Here is a 13,906-nt window from a genome sequence, read left to right on the forward strand (position 1 = left end):
CTTCGCCCGATCTCCATGCCGCACCACCCTGCCCTTGCCCTGCTCCTGGCCGCCAGCAGCGCCCTGGCCGCGCCCGCCGCGCTGGCCGATGCCGCTGTCGTGACCACGCCCCAGGTGCGCGCCGAACTCGTGGCGCTGGCGCCGCAGGGCGTGGCACCGGGCCAGCCGCTCTGGGTCGGGCTGTCCATCGCGCACAAGCCCGAGTGGCACACCTACTGGAAGAACCCGGGCGACTCGGGCCTGCCGACCGAGCTGCGCTGGCAGCTGCCGGCCGGGGTGCAGGCGGGCGGCATCGCCTGGCCCGTGCCGCACAAGATCCCGATCGGCCCACTCGCCAACTACGGCTACGAAAACACCGTGCTGCTGCCCGTGCCGCTGACCGTGGGGCCGGATTTCCAGGCCCGTGGCGGGCAGCTGCAGGTCAAGCTCAGCGCGTCCTGGCTGGTCTGTCGCAAGGAATGCATCCCCGAAGAGGGCGAGTTCACGCTGGAGGTGCCCGTGCAGGGCGCTACCGCCTTGCACCAGGCCGCGTTCGACGCCGCCGCAGCCGCCCACCCGAAGGCCTTGCCCGCGGGCAGCACGGCGGACATCGCCGATGGCAAGACGCTGGTCGTGGCCGTGCGCGGCCTGCCGCCCGCGCTGCAGGGCCGGACGCTGGAGTTCTTCCCCGAGACGGCCGAGGTCATCGAAACCGCGGGCGCCTGGACCCAGGCCTGGGACGGCGCGGTCTGGACCGCGCGCGTGCCGCTGTCGGACCAGCGCAGCCAGAGTCCGGCGGTGATGCCCGTGGTGCTCGCGCTGGACGCCGATGGCCGACGCCAGGCCTGGCGTGCCGAGGCCGCGGTGGCCGGGCCCTGGCCGCAGGGCGCGGCCGTCGCGACGGTGTCGCCCGCGCTGAGCGCCGCGCTCGAAGCCAACGCGGTGGCCCGGCAGCCCGTCGACGCGGGCCGGCCGATCGGCCTGTTCGCGGCGCTGGCCGGCGCCCTGCTCGGCGGGCTGATCCTGAACTTCATGCCCTGCGTGTTCCCGGTGCTGGCCATCAAGATGCTGGGCTTCGCACGCCATGCCGGCGAGCAACGCGCGCTGCGGCTGCACGGCCTGGCGTACAGCGCGGGCGTGGTGCTCTCCTTCGTGGCGCTGGCCGGCCTGCTGCTGGGCCTGCGTGCGGCCGGCGAGCAACTGGGCTGGGGTTTCCAGCTGCAGTCGCCGGGCGTGGTGGCCGCGCTGGCCGTGCTGTTCACGCTGCTGGGGCTGAACCTGGCCGGCCTGTTCGATTTCGGCCACATGCTGCCCTCGCGCGTGGCATCGGCCCAGGCGCGCAACCCGGTCACCGATGCCTTCCTGTCCGGCGTGCTGGCCGTGGCCATCGCCTCGCCGTGCACGGCGCCGTTCATGGGCGCCTCCATGGGCTTCGCGGTGGGCCTGCCGACGGCCCAGGCCCTGCTGGTCTTCGCGGTGCTGGGCCTGGGCATGGCGCTGCCCTTCCTGCTGGCCAGCCTGGTGCCGGCCATGGTGCGCTGGCTGCCGCGGCCCGGCCCCTGGATGGACGTGTTCCGCCGTTGCATGGCGTTCCCGATGTTCGCCACCGTGGCCTGGCTGGTGTGGGTGCTGGGGCAGCAGACCGGCATCGACGGTGCCGCCGCGCTGCTCTTGCTGCTGGTGGCACTGGCGGCCGTGGTCTGGGCGCTGGGCCTGGCGGGCCGCGCGCGCCTGTTCATGGGCACGCTGGCACTGCTCCTGGCTGTGGGCATGCTGGGCCTGTTCGGCCCCGCCGTGCTGCGCCCCGTCGAGGCCGCCACGCCCGTGGCCGCGGCCGGTGCGCGCTGGCAGCCCTGGGCGCCCGCGCAGGTGCAGCAGGCGCTGGCCCAAGGCCGGCCGGTGTTCGTGGATTTCACGGCCGCCTGGTGCGTGACCTGCCAGTACAACAAGCGCACGGCGCTGGCCGACAAGAGCGTGCTGGCCGACCTCGGCGCCAAGAACGTGCAGCTGCTGACGGCCGACTGGACGCGGCGCGACCCGGCCATCACCGCCGCGCTGCGCGATCTGGGGCGCAGCGGCGTGCCGGTCTACGTGCTGTACCGCCAGGGCAGCGCGCCGGTGGTGCTGTCCGAGATCCTGAGCGTGGCCGAGCTGCGTGCGGCCATCGCGAGCCTGTAATCACCACCCTGAAGGAGCCGATGCGATGCCATCCCTGGTCCGACCCCTCCTGCAGCGCCGCACGGCCCTGCTGACCACCGCTGCTGCCTGCGCCCTGCTGCTGGCCGGCACCGTGCAGGCCGCGGCCGCCGTCGGCCAGCCCGCGCCTGCCTTCACGCTGACCGACACCAGCGGCAAGACGCGCACGTTGGCCGAATTCAAGGGCAAGACCGTGGTGCTGGAGTGGACCAACCCCGGCTGCCCGTTCGTGCGCAAGCACTACGACAGCGCCAACCTGCCGGGCCTGCAAAAGGAGTTCACAGGCAAGGACGTGGTCTGGCTGGCCGTCAACTCGACCGAGAAGGCCGCCTCCGACTACCTGGCGCCGCAGCAGCTGGCGCGCTGGATGCAGGACAAGTCCGGCGCGCCGACGGCCACGCTGATGGACGAGGAAGGCACGGCGGGCAGGGCCTACGGCGCGCGCACCACGCCGCACATGTACATCGTCAATCCGCAGGGCACGCTGGTCTATGCCGGCGGCATCGACTCCATTGCCTCGGCCCGCGCCAGCGACATCAAGACCGCCACCAACTATGTACGCCAGGGCCTGGACGAGGCGCTGGCCGGCAAGCCCATCAGCCAGGCGCAGACCCAGCCCTACGGCTGCACCATCAAGTACAAAAGCTGATCCGGTCCGGCCAGGCGGCGCCGAGACAGGCCGGCGTCAGGGGTGGCTGTTAGCATCTCCTGCTGCTTTCGCCGGGGCGTGAGAAACGCCTCTTCATCCCGCATGTCTCCCGGCCAACCCGCCGCCTCCTTCCTGCGACGCCATGGGCCGGCATGTCTGGCCCTGTCCATGCTGCTCGTCCTCGGACTGGACGCTCCTGCCATGGGGCAGCACATCGGGCTGGACCTGCGCGAAACCGTGACCCGCGTGCTCGCCTACACGCGCTGGCCTGTGCCCCCCGATCCCTTGCGCGTGTGCTTCATCGGCACCAGCCCGCACGCCGAACGCCTGCAGGAGCAGGGCATCGCCTGGCCTGGCGGGCCCGTGCTGCTGCGCCGGCCGGATCCCGGCCCCGGCGTGGCGGCGCAGTGCGACGTGCTCTACATCGGCGCGCTCGAGGCGGCGCAATGGCAGCAGCTCGCGCAGGAGCTGGAGGGCCAGCCCGTGCTGACGCTGTGCGAACGCTCGACCCCCTGCCTGGCCAGCGGCATGGTGCGGCTGGACATCGAGCGCGCAGGGCGGGCCGTGCGCTTCGAGATCAACCTCGATGCGCTGGCACGCGGCAAGGTGCGCATCCACCCGCAGGTGCTGCGCCTGGGCCAGGAGCGCAAGCCATGAGCCGCGACCGGCCTGCGCACGGCTCCCATGCCGATGCCACTTCCATGAAGCCGCGCGTGCCCGTGCAGGCGGCGGCCGAGCCCGCGCGCCGCAGCCTGCTGCAGACGCTGCGGCGGGCCCATGTGCGCGTGGCCAGCATCAGCATGGCGGCGGTGGGCCTGGCGCTGCTGCTGGCGGCGGTGCTGGCGCTGCGCACCTATGCCAACAACCACCTGGAGCTGGTGGCGCGGTCCATCGCCTACTCGGTCGAGGCGGCGGTGGTGTTCAACGACCGCGTGGCCATCATGGAGCAACTGGCAGTCATCGCCCAGCGCGAGTCGCTGCGCGAGGCCGAGTTGCGCGACCAGGCCGGCCATGTGCTGGCGCGCTACGAGCTTGCGGACCGGCAACGGGCCGACGCGCTGCTGGAGGCGGCGGGCGAGCCGCTCGCGCGCCTGCTGATGCCGGCCCCGACCGTGGCCCCGGTGCTGGACCGCGGCCGCCAGATCGGCGAAGTCCGCCTGCGCGGCGACGGCGCGGTGTTCGCCCGCTTCCTGGCCACCGCGGCGGCGGGCATCGCGCTGTGCCTGGTGTTCGCCGGGCTGGGCCTGCGCCTGCTGTCGCGGCGCATCCAGCGTGACATCGTGGAGCCTGTGGACGCCTTGATCGCCATGACCCACCGGGCGCGTGTGCAACGGGGTGGCATGCAGCGCGCGCCGGCCTCGCAGATCGCCGAGTTCCACGTGCTCGGCGAGGACTTCAACGCCCTGCTGACCGAGCTCGAAATGCAGCAGGCCCAGCTGGCGCAGGAGAACCGCTCGCTGACGCACCTGGCCAACCACGACAGCCTGACCGGCCTGTACAACCGCGCCTACTTCAGCCGCCGCCTCGGCCGGATCCTGCAGGACGCGCAGATCCAGGGCGGCAACATCGCCGTGCTGTACATGGACAACGACCGTTTCAAGGAAATCAACGACCACTACGGCCACGCGGTCGGCGACCTGCTGCTGATCGAGGTGGCCACGCGCATCCGCGCACAGTTGCGCGAGGGCGACACCGTGGCGCGCCTGGGCGGCGACGAGTTCGCCGTGCTGCTGGCGCCCGTGCACCAGCCCCAGGACGCCCTGCGCATCGCCGACAAGATCAACGCCGCCGTGGCGCTGCCCTTGTCCGAGCGCCACGAGCGCATCGTGCCCTCGGTCAGCATCGGCATTGCGCTGTATCCCCAGCATGGCCAGACCGCCGACCAGCTGCTGCGTGCGGCCGACCGCGCCATGTACGAAGCCAAGAAGAGCGGCCGAGGCACCAGCCGCCTGTTCGAAGGCGCCTATGTCGTCAGCGACATTTCGGAGTTGTGATGGAACTGCATCGGATCGCCCCCCGCCGCGCCTGGCTGCTCGGCGCCGCCTGGGGCAGCGCCTGGCTGCTGGCAGCCTGCGCCGCACCACCGCCCCCGCCCCCGCCCCCGCCATCGCCGCCGGCACCGAGCCGGCAAGAGCGCTTGCGGGCGCTGGGCTTTCGCCCCACCGACGAGGGCTGGGAGCTCTCGATCGCGGGCCGGATGCTGTTCGACAGCGATTCCGACATGCTGGACGCCGAGGGCCAGGCCACCGCCGAGCGGCTCGGGCAGCAGCTGGCCCAGCTGGAGATCACGCGCGTGCGCATCGAAGGCCATGCCGACAGCACCGGAAGCGAGGCCTACAACATTGCGCTGTCGCTGCGGCGGGCCCAGGCCGTGCAGCGCGCCATGGCGGCCGCAGGGCTGCACGACGCGGACATCCAGGCCCTCGGCCTAGGCAAGGCCGCGCCCATGAACGACAACCGCACGCCCGAGCAGCGCCAGCAGAACCGGCGCGTGGCCATCGTGCTGCCGGCGCACTGAGAAGCTGCGCCTCAGCGCGCGCCGAAGATCGCCGTGCCCACGCGCACCAGCGTGCTGCCCGCGTCGATCGCGGCCTCCAGGTCGGCCGTCATGCCCATGGACAAGGTGTCGAACGCTGCCCCGCCGATGCCGGCCTCCCGCACCTGCTCGAACAGGGTGCGCGCACGCGCGTGCACGGCGCGCTGGGCCTCGAAGCCGCTCTGCGGCTCGGGAATGGTCATGAGCCCGCGCAGCGCCAGCCGCGGCAGGGCGGCCACCGCGCGCGCCAGCGCCAGCACCTCCTCGGGCGCGACGCCGGACTTGCTGGCCCCGCCGTCGATGTTGACCTGGATGCAGACCTGCAACGGCGCCAGTTCGGCCGGCCGCTGCTCGGCCAGCCGCTCGGCGATCTTGAGCCGGTCCACGCTGTGCACCCAGTCGAAGTGGGCGGCGACCACGCGGGTCTTGTTGCTCTGCAGCGGACCGATCATGTGCCACGCGACCTGCACCGGGCGCCCGCCCTCGGCCTCCCAGGCGCGCAACGCCTCGATCTTCTGCACGCCCTCCTGCACATAGTTCTCGCCGAAGCCCGCCTGGCCAGCGGCCATGGCCTCCAGCACGCTGGGCAGCGGCATGGTCTTGGAGACGGCCAGCAGCTGCACGCTGTCCACCGGGCGCCCGGCGCGGGCACAGGCTGTGGCCATGCGGTCACGCACTTGCTGGAGATTGTTACGTATGCTCGTCATAATTAGTTAAGCAAGAGTACCAAATCCACCCTAGGATTCCTGTGGACATCACCCAGCTGCTGGCCTTCACGGTCAAGAACAAGGCTTCGGACCTGCACCTGTCGGCTGGCCTGCCGCCGATGATCCGCGTGCACGGCGACGTGCGCCGCATCAACGTCGATCCGCTGGACCACAAGACAGTGCATGGCATGGTGTACGACATCATGAGCGACAGCCAGCGCAAGCACTTCGAGGAGTTCCTGGAGATCGACTTCTCGTTCGAGATCGAGGGCCTGTCGCGCTTCCGGGTCAACGCCTTCAACCACAACCGCGGCGCCGGCGCCGTGCTGCGGACCATCCCCTCCAAGATCCTCACGCTGGAGCAACTCAACGCGCCGCGCATCTTCGGCGAGCTGGCGCTCAAGCCGCGCGGCCTGGTGCTGGTGACGGGGCCCACCGGCTCGGGCAAGTCGACCACGCTGGCGGGCATGGTCAACCACCTCAACGAGAGCGAGTACGGCCACGTGCTGACGATCGAGGACCCGATCGAGTTCGTGCACGAGTCCAAGAAGTGCCTGATCAACCAGCGCGAGGTGGGGCCGCACACGCTGTCGTTCGCGGCCGCGCTGCGCTCGGCGCTGCGCGAGGACCCGGACGCCATCCTGGTCGGCGAACTGCGCGACCTGGAAACCATCCGCCTGGCCATGACGGCAGCCGAGACCGGCCACCTGGTGTTCGGCACGCTGCACACCTCCAGCGCGGCCAAGACCATCGACCGCATCATCGACGTGTTCCCTGCGGAGGAAAAGGAGATGGTGCGTGCCATGCTGTCCGAATCGCTGCAGGCCGTGATCTCGCAGACCCTGTGCAAGACCAAGGACGGCCAGGGCCGCGTGGCGGCGCACGAGATCATGCTGGGCACGCCCGCCATCCGCAACCTGATCCGCGAAGCCAAGGTGGCGCAGATGTACTCCACCATCCAGACCAGCCAGGCCGCCGGCATGCAGACGCTGGACCAGAACCTGACCGACCTGGTGCGGCGCAACGTGATCTCGCCGGCCGAGGCGCGCGGCAAGGCGAAGACGCCCGAGAACTTCCCCGGATGAGCTTGCGGCGCGGGAGCGGGCGTCATGCGTAGCTGGTTCGGCTCCCTGCGCGGCGGACTGCCGGGACGCGAGCGCTCTTCGGCCAGCGCCGAACCAGGGCTGTTCGCCACGGGGCACCCCGGCCCGGGCCACGCCGATGCGGTGATGGTGCCCTGGGAGACCCGGGCCATCGAGATCGGCGCGCGCAGCATCGCCTCCGGCACGGCCATCGCGGGCCTGCAGGCCTTGTGGGCGCGCGACCGCAACATGTCGCGCCTGGAGGCGCAGGACATCGTGCAGATGGAGCGCTTCTTCCGCTTCGTGCGGGTCGGCAGCGGCCGCGTCGTCATCCACCAGCACGAGTTCGGCAATTTCATGGTGGTGCTGCTGCAGGGCAGCATCGCGGTGGACCGGCGCCAGCCCTGGGGCGAACTGCTGCGCCTGGCCGAGAGCCGGCCGGGCGAGATCCTGGGCGAGATGTCGCTGCTGGACAGCGGCCAGCGCTTTTCCGCCTGCACCACCTTGACCGACTGCGAGATCGCCGTCCTGCCCGCCGACGGCCTGGACGAGATGATGGGCAGCGACCCGCGGCTGGCGGCGGCGCTCATCGCCCTGCTGGCCCGCAAACTGTCCTTGCGACTGCGCGCCGTCAACGCCCGGCTCACGGACCGTCCGAACCAGGAAGCCCCCTATGGAACGCGATCAGGCCAGTAAGTTCATCAGCGACCTGTTGCGGTTGCTGCTCACCCGCGGCGGCAGCGACTTGTTCGTCACCGCCGACTTCCCGCCGGGCATCAAGGTGGACGGCAAGATCGTCAAGGTCTCGGCGCAGCCGCTGCTGCCGGCCCACACGATGGCGCTGGCGCGCGCCATCATGAACGACAAGCAGGCGGCCGAGTTCGAACGCACCAAGGAGTGCAACTTCTCGATCTCGCCCGGCGGCATCGGCCGCTTCCGCGTCAACGCTTTCCTGCAACAGGGCAAGGTCGGCCTGGTGCTGCGCGTGATCCCGGCCTCGGTGCCCACGCTGGACGGGCTCAACGTGCCCAGCGTGCTCAAGGAGGTCGCCATGACCAAGCGCGGCCTGTGCGTCATGGTGGGCGCCACCGGCTCGGGCAAGTCCACCACGCTGGCGGCCATGGTGGACTGGCGCAACGAACACTCGCACGGCCACATCATCACCATCGAAGACCCGGTCGAGTTCGTGCACCCGCACAAGAACTGCGTGGTGACGCAGCGCGAGGTGGGCATCGACACGGACAGCTGGGAAGCGGCCCTCAAGAATTCGCTGCGCCAGGCGCCCGACGTGATCCTGATGGGCGAGATCCGCGACCGCAACACCATGGACCAGGCCGTGGCTTTCGCCGAGACCGGCCACCTGTGCCTGGCCACGCTGCATGCCAACAACGCCAACCAGGCGATGGACCGCATCGTCAACTTCTTCCCGGAGGAACGGCGCACGCAGCTGCTGATGGACTTGTCGCTGAACCTCAGGGCCATCGTCTCGCAGCGCCTGGTGCCGCGCCAGGACGGCAAGGGCCGGGTGGCGGCGGTCGAGGTGCTGCTGAACTCGCCGTTGATCGCCGACCTGATCTTCAAGGGCGAGGTGGCCGGCATCAAGGAGGTCATGAAGAAGAGCCGCAACCTGGGCATGCAGACCTTCGACCAGGCCTTATTCGACGCCTTCGAGAGCTACGAGATCACCTACGAGGATGCGCTGCGCAACGCCGATTCGCTGAACGACCTGCGCCTGCAGATCAAGCTCAACAGCCAGCGCGCGCGCAGCAGCGACCTGGCCGCCGGCACGGAGAACCTGACCATCCTCTAGCCGGGCGCGAACGCCGCCTGCAGGTGCGCCAGCATGGCGCGGATGCGCGGCGCGCGGTGCCGCTCGGCCAGCACCACGGCCTGGATGCTGTGCTCGCCCGGGTCCACGCAGTGCGCCAGCACGGGCTGCAGCCGCCCCTGGCGCACCAGTGGCTCGGCCACCAGGTCGTTCAGGCTGGCGATGCCCGCGCCGGCCAGCGCCATCGCCACGACGGCCGCGCTGCAATCGGCCCGCAGCTGGCCTTGCACCGCGAGGCCGCCCTCCGCGTGGAAGAGCCACAGGTTGTGGCCTGGCACCGCGGTGTTGCCGATGAGGGCATGCGTGGCCAGCGCGGCCACGCTGCCTGGTGCGCCGTGCCGGTCGAGGTAGGCCGGCGCGGCGTACAGGCGGCGACCGTAGCGCGCCAGCGGCCGCACCACATGGTGTCCGGCGGGCGCCACGCCGGCCCGCACCGCGATGTCGATGCCTTCGTCGGCAATGCGGGCCAGGCGGTCGCCCAGGTGCAGCTCGACCTGCAGCTCCGGATGGGCGGCGCGCAGGGCCGGCAGGCTGGGCACCACGATGTACTCGGCCAGCAGGCGGCTCAGCGCCAGCCGCAGCGTCCCCGCGACGGCCGTGCGGCGCGGCGACAGGCTGGCCTGCAGCGCGCGGCGCTCGGCCAGCATGCGTTGCGCGTGTTCGAGGAACAGCTCGCCCTCGTCGGTGAGTGCCAGGCCATGCGTGCTGCGGTGCGCCAGGCGCAGGCCGCAGGCGGCCTCGATGCGGCCGAGCGCGCGCGAGACATTGCTGCTGGCCACGCCGCGCTCGCGCGCGACCTCGGACAGCGAGCGTGTCGCCGCGATCCGGTCGAACAGTTCGAAGTCCTCAAAGCCCAGCTGGTCGATGCTTGTGCGCGCCATGCACAAGCATTGTGAACGGGCGGGCGTTTCGGCAGCGGCGCGCGCCGGGCACAGTGGCAGCTCTTCAAACGATCACAGGTGAACCCCATGCCCTTCGTCCGCATCGACCTTCCCGACACCATCTCGCCGCAGGATGCGCAAGCGCTCGGCGACGCCGTCCACCAGGCCCTCGTGGCCAGCTTCGAGGTGCCGCCCGACGACCGCTTCCAGGTGCTCGCGCGGCATGCGCCCGGCGCACTGGTCTGCACGCCGGCCTACCTCGGGGTGGCGCACTCTGCGCGCGTGGCGCTGGTGCAGATCACCTGCTCGTTCGGCCGCACGCTCGCGCAAAAGCGCGCGCTCTACGCAGGCATCGCGCACAACGCAGCGCAGGCCGGTTTCGCTGCGGCGGACGTCATCGTCCACCTGGTCGAGACCGCGCGCGAGAACTGGTCGTTCGGCGGGGGCGTGGCGCACTATGCGCCCGTGGCTTCCTAGAATCGCCGGTCCACTCTGGAGAAAAGAATCCGCATGGCTTCCACCAATCCGCGCAGCTACACCGCCACCCCCGCCCGCAACGTCGCCTTCCTGGGCCTGGGCGTGATGGGCTTTCCCATGGCCGGCCACCTGGCCCTGGCCGGCCACCAGATCACCGTCTACAACCGCTCGGCAGCCAAGGCCCAGGCCTGGGCCGCCGAATTCAAGGGCAAGAGCGCCGCCACCCCGCGCGAGGCTGCCGCGGGCGCCGACATCGTCTTCTGCTGTGTCGGCAACGACGACGACCTGCGCTCCGTCGTGCTGGGCCCGAACGGCGCCTTCGCCGGCATGGGCAAGGACACGGTGTTCGTGGACCACACCACGGCCTCGGCCGACGTGGCGCGCGAACTGCACGGCAAGGCCCGCGAGGCTGGCCTGCACTTCGTCGACGCCCCGGTCTCCGGCGGCCAGGCCGGCGCGCAGAACGGCATGCTGACCGTGATGTGCGGCGGCGACGCCGAACCCTTCGCCCGCATCGAGCCCGTGGCCCAGGCCTTCTCGCGCTCCATCGTGCTGCTGGGTGCCAGCGGCTCGGGCCAACTGGCCAAGATGGTCAACCAGATCTGCATCGCGGGCCTGGTGCAAGGGCTGTCCGAGGCCGTTGCCTTCGGCCAGCGTGCCGGGCTCGACATGGAACAGGTGCTGGCCGTGATCAGCAAGGGCGCGGCCCAGAGCTGGCAGATGGAGAACCGCGGCAAGACCATGGTCCAGGGGAAGTTCGATTTCGGCTTCGCGGTGGACTGGATGCGCAAAGACCTGGGCCTGGTGCTCGACGAAGCCAAGCGCAACGGCGCACGCCTGCCCGTCACGGCGCTGGTGGACCAGTTCTACGCCGACGTGCAGCAGGCCGGCGGCAACCGCTACGACACATCCAGCCTGATCACCCGGCTGAAATGAACAAGGGCGCCTTGCGGCGCCCTTGACTCACTTCGCGGGAGGCTGCTGGCCCAGCCGGGCCAACTCTTCCTCGGTGAGCGTCTCGAAGACGCGCACGACCTTGGCCACGTCCTTGACGCCGCGTGCGATCTCGGTCGCGCGGTTGGCTTCGCGCGGCGTCACACGGCCCATCAGGTAGACCACGTTGCGCTCGGTCAACACCTTGAAGGCACTGGCCTGCAGGTCCTTGGCGTCGATCAGCGAGGCCTTGACCTTGCTCGTGATGAGCAGGTCGGTGGAACGCTGTGTGAGCGCTGCGGGGATGCCCACGGCCAGGTCGTTCACGACGGAGTTCACGTTCTCCACCTTGGCGACGATCTGCTCGGCACGCTGGATGTCCTCGGTGCGCGCCACCTCGCCGGTCAGCAGCACCTGGCGGTTGTAGCTGGTCACGTTGACGCGCGCGTTCTCGCCCAGGGCTTCCTTGAGGCGGTTGGCGCCACGCAGTTCGATGCCCTGGTCTTCGAGCTGGGCACCCGAGGTGCGGCGGTCCATCGCCACCATCACGCCGCTTGCGAAACCGCCACCGACCACCAGCGGCACGCAGGCCGACAGACTCGCCACCAGCGTGGCAGCCGCCAGCGACATCAGCACGACGCGCTTGGAACGCACTTTCATAGACTTGTTTCCTGGTCACCTAGCAATTGGGAATCCACGCCATCGCACAGGCAATGCAGCGTCAGCAGATGCACCTCCTGGATGCGGGCGGTGCGCTCGTGCGGCACGCAGACATGCACATCGGTCTCGCGCAGCGCGCCGGCCATCTTGCCGCCGCCACGGCCGGTCAGCGCCACCACGGTCATCTCGCGTGCATGCGCGGCCTCGACGGCCGCCAGGATGCTGGGCGAGTTGCCGCTGGTGGAGATCGCCAGCAGCACATCGCCGGCCAGGCCCAGCGCGCGCACCTGGCGCGCGAAGACCTGCTCATACGAATAGTCGTTGGCAATCGCCGTGAGGATGGAGCTGTCGGTCGTCAGCGCGATGGCACCGAGCTCGGGCCGCTCGCGCTCGAAGCGGCCGACGAACTCGGCCGCGAAATGCTGGGCATCGGCAGCCGAACCGCCGTTGCCGCAGGCCAGCACCTTGCCGCCGCTCGTCACGCTGACCAGGATGGCTTGCACGGCTGCCGCAATGGGCTTGCTCAGTGCCTCGGCCGACTGGTATTTCAGGTCGGCGCTGTCGATGAAGTGCTGTTGGATGCGTTGCTCTAGCATGGGGCGCAGATGATACCCCTGCGGTTTTCCCTGCTGCGGCTGGGGTGAGTTTGCATACGCGGGCTCAATCGGCGTCGAAGGCGGCCTGCAGCCACTGCGGCCCGCCCGGCTCCAGCAGCACCACGTCGAAACGGCAGGGCGGAGGCGAGGCCAGCCGCGCGAGATAGTGGCGCGCGGCGAACACGATGCGCCTGCGCTTGACGGCGCCGATGCTGGCCGCGGCGCCGCCGTGCGAGAGGCTGGCGCGGCGCCGCACCTCGACGAACACCACCGTGCCATCGGGCGCGCGCATGACGAGATCGATCTCGCCGCCGCCACGCCCCGGCGTCCGATAATTGCGCGCCAGCAGGCGCAGCCCGGCACGCTGCAGATGTGCCAGCGCCACGGCCTCGGCCGCGTCGCCAGCCTGCTTCGTGGTCGGCCCGCTGGCCGCACCCTTCCAGAGGAATCCCATTGAGCGCTTCTTTCGCCTTGGCGCTGCGCGCCGCCCATGAGGCCGCGGCCACCCAGCATTACCCGCAGGCCGCACTCTACGTGGTCGCCACGCCGATCGGCAACCTGGCCGACATCGGCCTGCGCGCGCTGCATGTGCTGCAGCTGGTCGACGCCGTCGCCTGCGAGGACACGCGCCACACGCAGAGCCTGCTGCGCGCCTACGGGCTGGAGCGTCCCGGCGCACAGCTGATGGCCGCGCACCAGCACAACGAGGCCGAGGCCGCGCAGACCGTGCTCGCCCGCTTGCAGCAGGGCCAGCGCGTGGCCTATGTCAGCGACGCCGGCACGCCTGCGCTGAGCGACCCCGGTGCACGCCTGGTGGCGGCCGCCCGCGCAGGCGGCTTCGCCGTGGTGCCGCTGCCCGGCGCGAGCAGCGTGACCACTGCCCTGTCGGTTGCCGGCATTGCCGACGACGCAGCCTTCGTGTTCATGGGCTTCCTGCCCAGCAAGGCCGGCGAGCGCGATGCGGCAGTGCAGGCGCTGGAGGCCGACCCACGCGCCGTGGTGCTGCTGGAGGCGCCGCACCGCATCGAGGCGCTCGCGCGTGCTTTGGCGGCATTGGGCGCGCGGCCCGTGACGGTGGGCCGCGAACTGACCAAGCAGTTCGAGGAGATCGCCACGGTTGCCGCGCAGGAGCTGCCGTCCTGGCTGGCCGCGCAGGCCACACGCACGCGCGGCGAGTTCGCATTGGTCGTGCATCCCGCGCCGGCACAGGCCGCACCGCAGGAAGACCTGCGCGTGCTCAAGCTGCTGCTGCCCGAACTGCCGTTGAAGACCGCCGTGCGCCTGGCCGCCGAGATCACGGGCCAGCCGCGCAATGCGCTGTACGCGCAGGCCCTGAGGCTGAAGCCGCAGCAGGACGAAGAAGCGGGGGAAAACTGAAAGAC

Annotated in this window: 16 protein-coding genes; 11 read left to right on the forward strand and 5 right to left on the reverse strand. The window is 70.7% G+C overall.

Annotation, left to right across the window (positions count from 1 at the left end; translation table 11 throughout):
• Positions 1-15 precede the first annotated feature (15 nt).
• From DES41_RS11395 to yfiB, 5 genes are all read left to right on the forward strand, one after another.
• Positions 16-2,157, forward strand: a complete 2,142-nt coding sequence (locus DES41_RS11395) for a protein-disulfide reductase DsbD family protein (RefSeq protein ID WP_114467722.1) — start codon at positions 16-18, stop codon at positions 2,155-2,157.
• 25 nt (positions 2,158-2,182) lie between these two features.
• Entirely contained in the window at positions 2,183-2,824 is a 642-nt protein-coding gene (locus DES41_RS11400) for a thioredoxin family protein (protein ID WP_114467723.1), read from the forward strand.
• A 168-nt stretch (positions 2,825-2,992) separates the two neighbouring features.
• Positions 2,993-3,481 (forward strand): regulatory sequestration protein YfiR, encoded by a 489-nt coding sequence (gene yfiR / locus DES41_RS11405; protein ID WP_170168143.1) that lies wholly within the window; start codon positions 2,993-2,995, stop codon positions 3,479-3,481.
• Positions 3,478-4,818 (forward strand): diguanylate cyclase DgcN/YfiN, encoded by a 1,341-nt coding sequence (gene dgcN, locus DES41_RS11410; RefSeq protein WP_211332947.1) that lies wholly within the window; start codon positions 3,478-3,480, stop codon positions 4,816-4,818. Before yfiR ends, dgcN begins: the two co-directional genes overlap by 4 nt.
• The gene (yfiB, locus tag DES41_RS11415) at positions 4,818-5,342 is read left to right on the forward strand and encodes an outer membrane lipoprotein YfiB (RefSeq protein WP_114467725.1); all 525 of its coding nucleotides are present in this window, start codon (positions 4,818-4,820) and stop codon (positions 5,340-5,342) included. Before dgcN ends, yfiB begins: the two co-directional genes overlap by 1 nt.
• An 11-nt stretch (positions 5,343-5,353) precedes the next feature.
• On the opposite strand, the gene DES41_RS11420 is transcribed toward yfiB, so the two are convergent.
• On the reverse strand, positions 5,354-6,067 hold the full coding sequence (locus DES41_RS11420) for a YggS family pyridoxal phosphate-dependent enzyme (protein ID WP_114467726.1): 714 nt from the start codon (positions 6,065-6,067) through the stop codon (positions 5,354-5,356).
• A 41-nt stretch (positions 6,068-6,108) separates the two neighbouring features.
• Between DES41_RS11420 and DES41_RS11425 the strand changes: the two genes are divergently transcribed.
• The 3 genes from DES41_RS11425 to DES41_RS11435 are packed head-to-tail and all read left to right on the forward strand — an operon-like array spanning position 6,109 to position 8,959.
• Positions 6,109-7,152, forward strand: coding sequence for a type IV pilus twitching motility protein PilT (locus tag DES41_RS11425; protein WP_114467727.1), 1,044 nt, complete (start codon positions 6,109-6,111; stop codon positions 7,150-7,152).
• A gap of 24 nt (positions 7,153-7,176) precedes the next feature.
• Positions 7,177-7,845 (forward strand): cyclic nucleotide-binding domain-containing protein, encoded by a 669-nt coding sequence (locus tag DES41_RS11430; RefSeq protein WP_114467728.1) that lies wholly within the window; start codon positions 7,177-7,179, stop codon positions 7,843-7,845.
• Entirely contained in the window at positions 7,823-8,959 is a 1,137-nt protein-coding gene (locus DES41_RS11435; RefSeq protein WP_114467729.1) for a PilT/PilU family type 4a pilus ATPase, read from the forward strand. Before DES41_RS11430 ends, DES41_RS11435 begins: the two co-directional genes overlap by 23 nt.
• Here the strand turns inward: DES41_RS11435 and DES41_RS11440 are convergent.
• Positions 8,956-9,858 carry a LysR family transcriptional regulator gene (locus DES41_RS11440; protein WP_114467730.1) on the reverse strand — a complete coding sequence of 301 codons (903 nt, stop codon included), beginning with the start codon at positions 9,856-9,858 and terminating at the stop codon, positions 8,956-8,958. The genes DES41_RS11435 and DES41_RS11440 overlap by 4 nt on opposite strands.
• Positions 9,859-9,945: 87 nt before the next feature.
• Here DES41_RS11440 and DES41_RS11445 point away from each other — a divergent pair, with 87 nt between their 5' ends.
• Positions 9,946-10,335, forward strand: coding sequence for a tautomerase family protein (locus tag DES41_RS11445; RefSeq protein WP_114467731.1), 390 nt, complete (start codon positions 9,946-9,948; stop codon positions 10,333-10,335).
• Positions 10,336-10,368: 33 nt separating this feature from the next.
• Positions 10,369-11,271: an NAD(P)-dependent oxidoreductase gene (locus DES41_RS11450; RefSeq protein ID WP_114467732.1), complete on the forward strand. Its 903-nt coding sequence runs from the start codon at positions 10,369-10,371 to the stop codon at positions 11,269-11,271.
• Between the two features lie 27 nt (positions 11,272-11,298).
• Here DES41_RS11450 and DES41_RS11455 read toward each other — a convergent pair whose 3' ends face one another.
• The 3 genes from DES41_RS11455 to DES41_RS11465 form a co-directional block, all read right to left on the reverse strand.
• On the reverse strand, positions 11,299-11,928 hold the full coding sequence (locus tag DES41_RS11455; protein ID WP_114467733.1) for a BON domain-containing protein: 630 nt from the start codon (positions 11,926-11,928) through the stop codon (positions 11,299-11,301).
• The gene (locus tag DES41_RS11460; RefSeq protein ID WP_114467734.1) at positions 11,925-12,524 is read right to left on the reverse strand and encodes a phosphoheptose isomerase; all 600 of its coding nucleotides are present in this window, start codon (positions 12,522-12,524) and stop codon (positions 11,925-11,927) included. The genes DES41_RS11455 and DES41_RS11460 overlap by 4 nt, the downstream gene beginning before the upstream one ends.
• A gap of 64 nt (positions 12,525-12,588) precedes the next feature.
• Entirely contained in the window at positions 12,589-12,978 is a 390-nt protein-coding gene (locus tag DES41_RS11465; protein ID WP_114467735.1) for a YraN family protein, read from the reverse strand.
• Between DES41_RS11465 and rsmI the strand changes: the two genes are divergently transcribed.
• Positions 12,978-13,901 carry a 16S rRNA (cytidine(1402)-2'-O)-methyltransferase gene (gene rsmI, locus DES41_RS11470; protein ID WP_114467736.1) on the forward strand — a complete coding sequence of 308 codons (924 nt, stop codon included), beginning with the start codon at positions 12,978-12,980 and terminating at the stop codon, positions 13,899-13,901. The two genes, DES41_RS11465 and rsmI, sit on opposite strands and share 1 nt — an antisense overlap.
• Positions 13,902-13,906: the final 5 nt, after the last annotated feature.

It is taken from the genome of Pseudorhodoferax soli (assembly GCF_003337555.1).
Classification (GTDB): domain Bacteria; phylum Pseudomonadota; class Gammaproteobacteria; order Burkholderiales; family Burkholderiaceae_C; genus Pseudorhodoferax; species Pseudorhodoferax soli.

Excerpts from the sequence above, each read along its gene's own strand:
- DES41_RS11395 (WP_114467722.1), top strand. The coding sequence starts at position 16 with ATGCCGCACCACCCTGCCCTTGCCCTGCTCCTGGCCGCCAGCAGCGCC.
- DES41_RS11400 (WP_114467723.1), top strand. The coding sequence starts at position 2,183 with ATGCCATCCCTGGTCCGACCCCTCCTGCAGCGCCGCACGGCCCTGCTG.
- yfiR (WP_170168143.1), top strand. The coding sequence starts at position 2,993 with ATGCTGCTCGTCCTCGGACTGGACGCTCCTGCCATGGGGCAGCACATC.
- dgcN (WP_211332947.1), top strand. The coding sequence starts at position 3,478 with ATGAGCCGCGACCGGCCTGCGCACGGCTCCCATGCCGATGCCACTTCC.
- yfiB (WP_114467725.1), top strand. The coding sequence starts at position 4,818 with ATGGAACTGCATCGGATCGCCCCCCGCCGCGCCTGGCTGCTCGGCGCC.
- DES41_RS11420 (WP_114467726.1), bottom strand. The coding sequence starts at position 6,067 with ATGACGAGCATACGTAACAATCTCCAGCAAGTGCGTGACCGCATGGCC.
- DES41_RS11430 (WP_114467728.1), top strand. The coding sequence starts at position 7,177 with ATGCGTAGCTGGTTCGGCTCCCTGCGCGGCGGACTGCCGGGACGCGAG.
- DES41_RS11435 (WP_114467729.1), top strand. The coding sequence starts at position 7,823 with ATGGAACGCGATCAGGCCAGTAAGTTCATCAGCGACCTGTTGCGGTTG.
- DES41_RS11440 (WP_114467730.1), bottom strand. The coding sequence starts at position 9,858 with ATGGCGCGCACAAGCATCGACCAGCTGGGCTTTGAGGACTTCGAACTG.
- DES41_RS11445 (WP_114467731.1), top strand. The coding sequence starts at position 9,946 with ATGCCCTTCGTCCGCATCGACCTTCCCGACACCATCTCGCCGCAGGAT.
- DES41_RS11450 (WP_114467732.1), top strand. The coding sequence starts at position 10,369 with ATGGCTTCCACCAATCCGCGCAGCTACACCGCCACCCCCGCCCGCAAC.
- DES41_RS11455 (WP_114467733.1), bottom strand. The coding sequence starts at position 11,928 with ATGAAAGTGCGTTCCAAGCGCGTCGTGCTGATGTCGCTGGCGGCTGCC.
- DES41_RS11460 (WP_114467734.1), bottom strand. The coding sequence starts at position 12,524 with ATGCTAGAGCAACGCATCCAACAGCACTTCATCGACAGCGCCGACCTG.
- DES41_RS11465 (WP_114467735.1), bottom strand. The coding sequence starts at position 12,978 with ATGGGATTCCTCTGGAAGGGTGCGGCCAGCGGGCCGACCACGAAGCAG.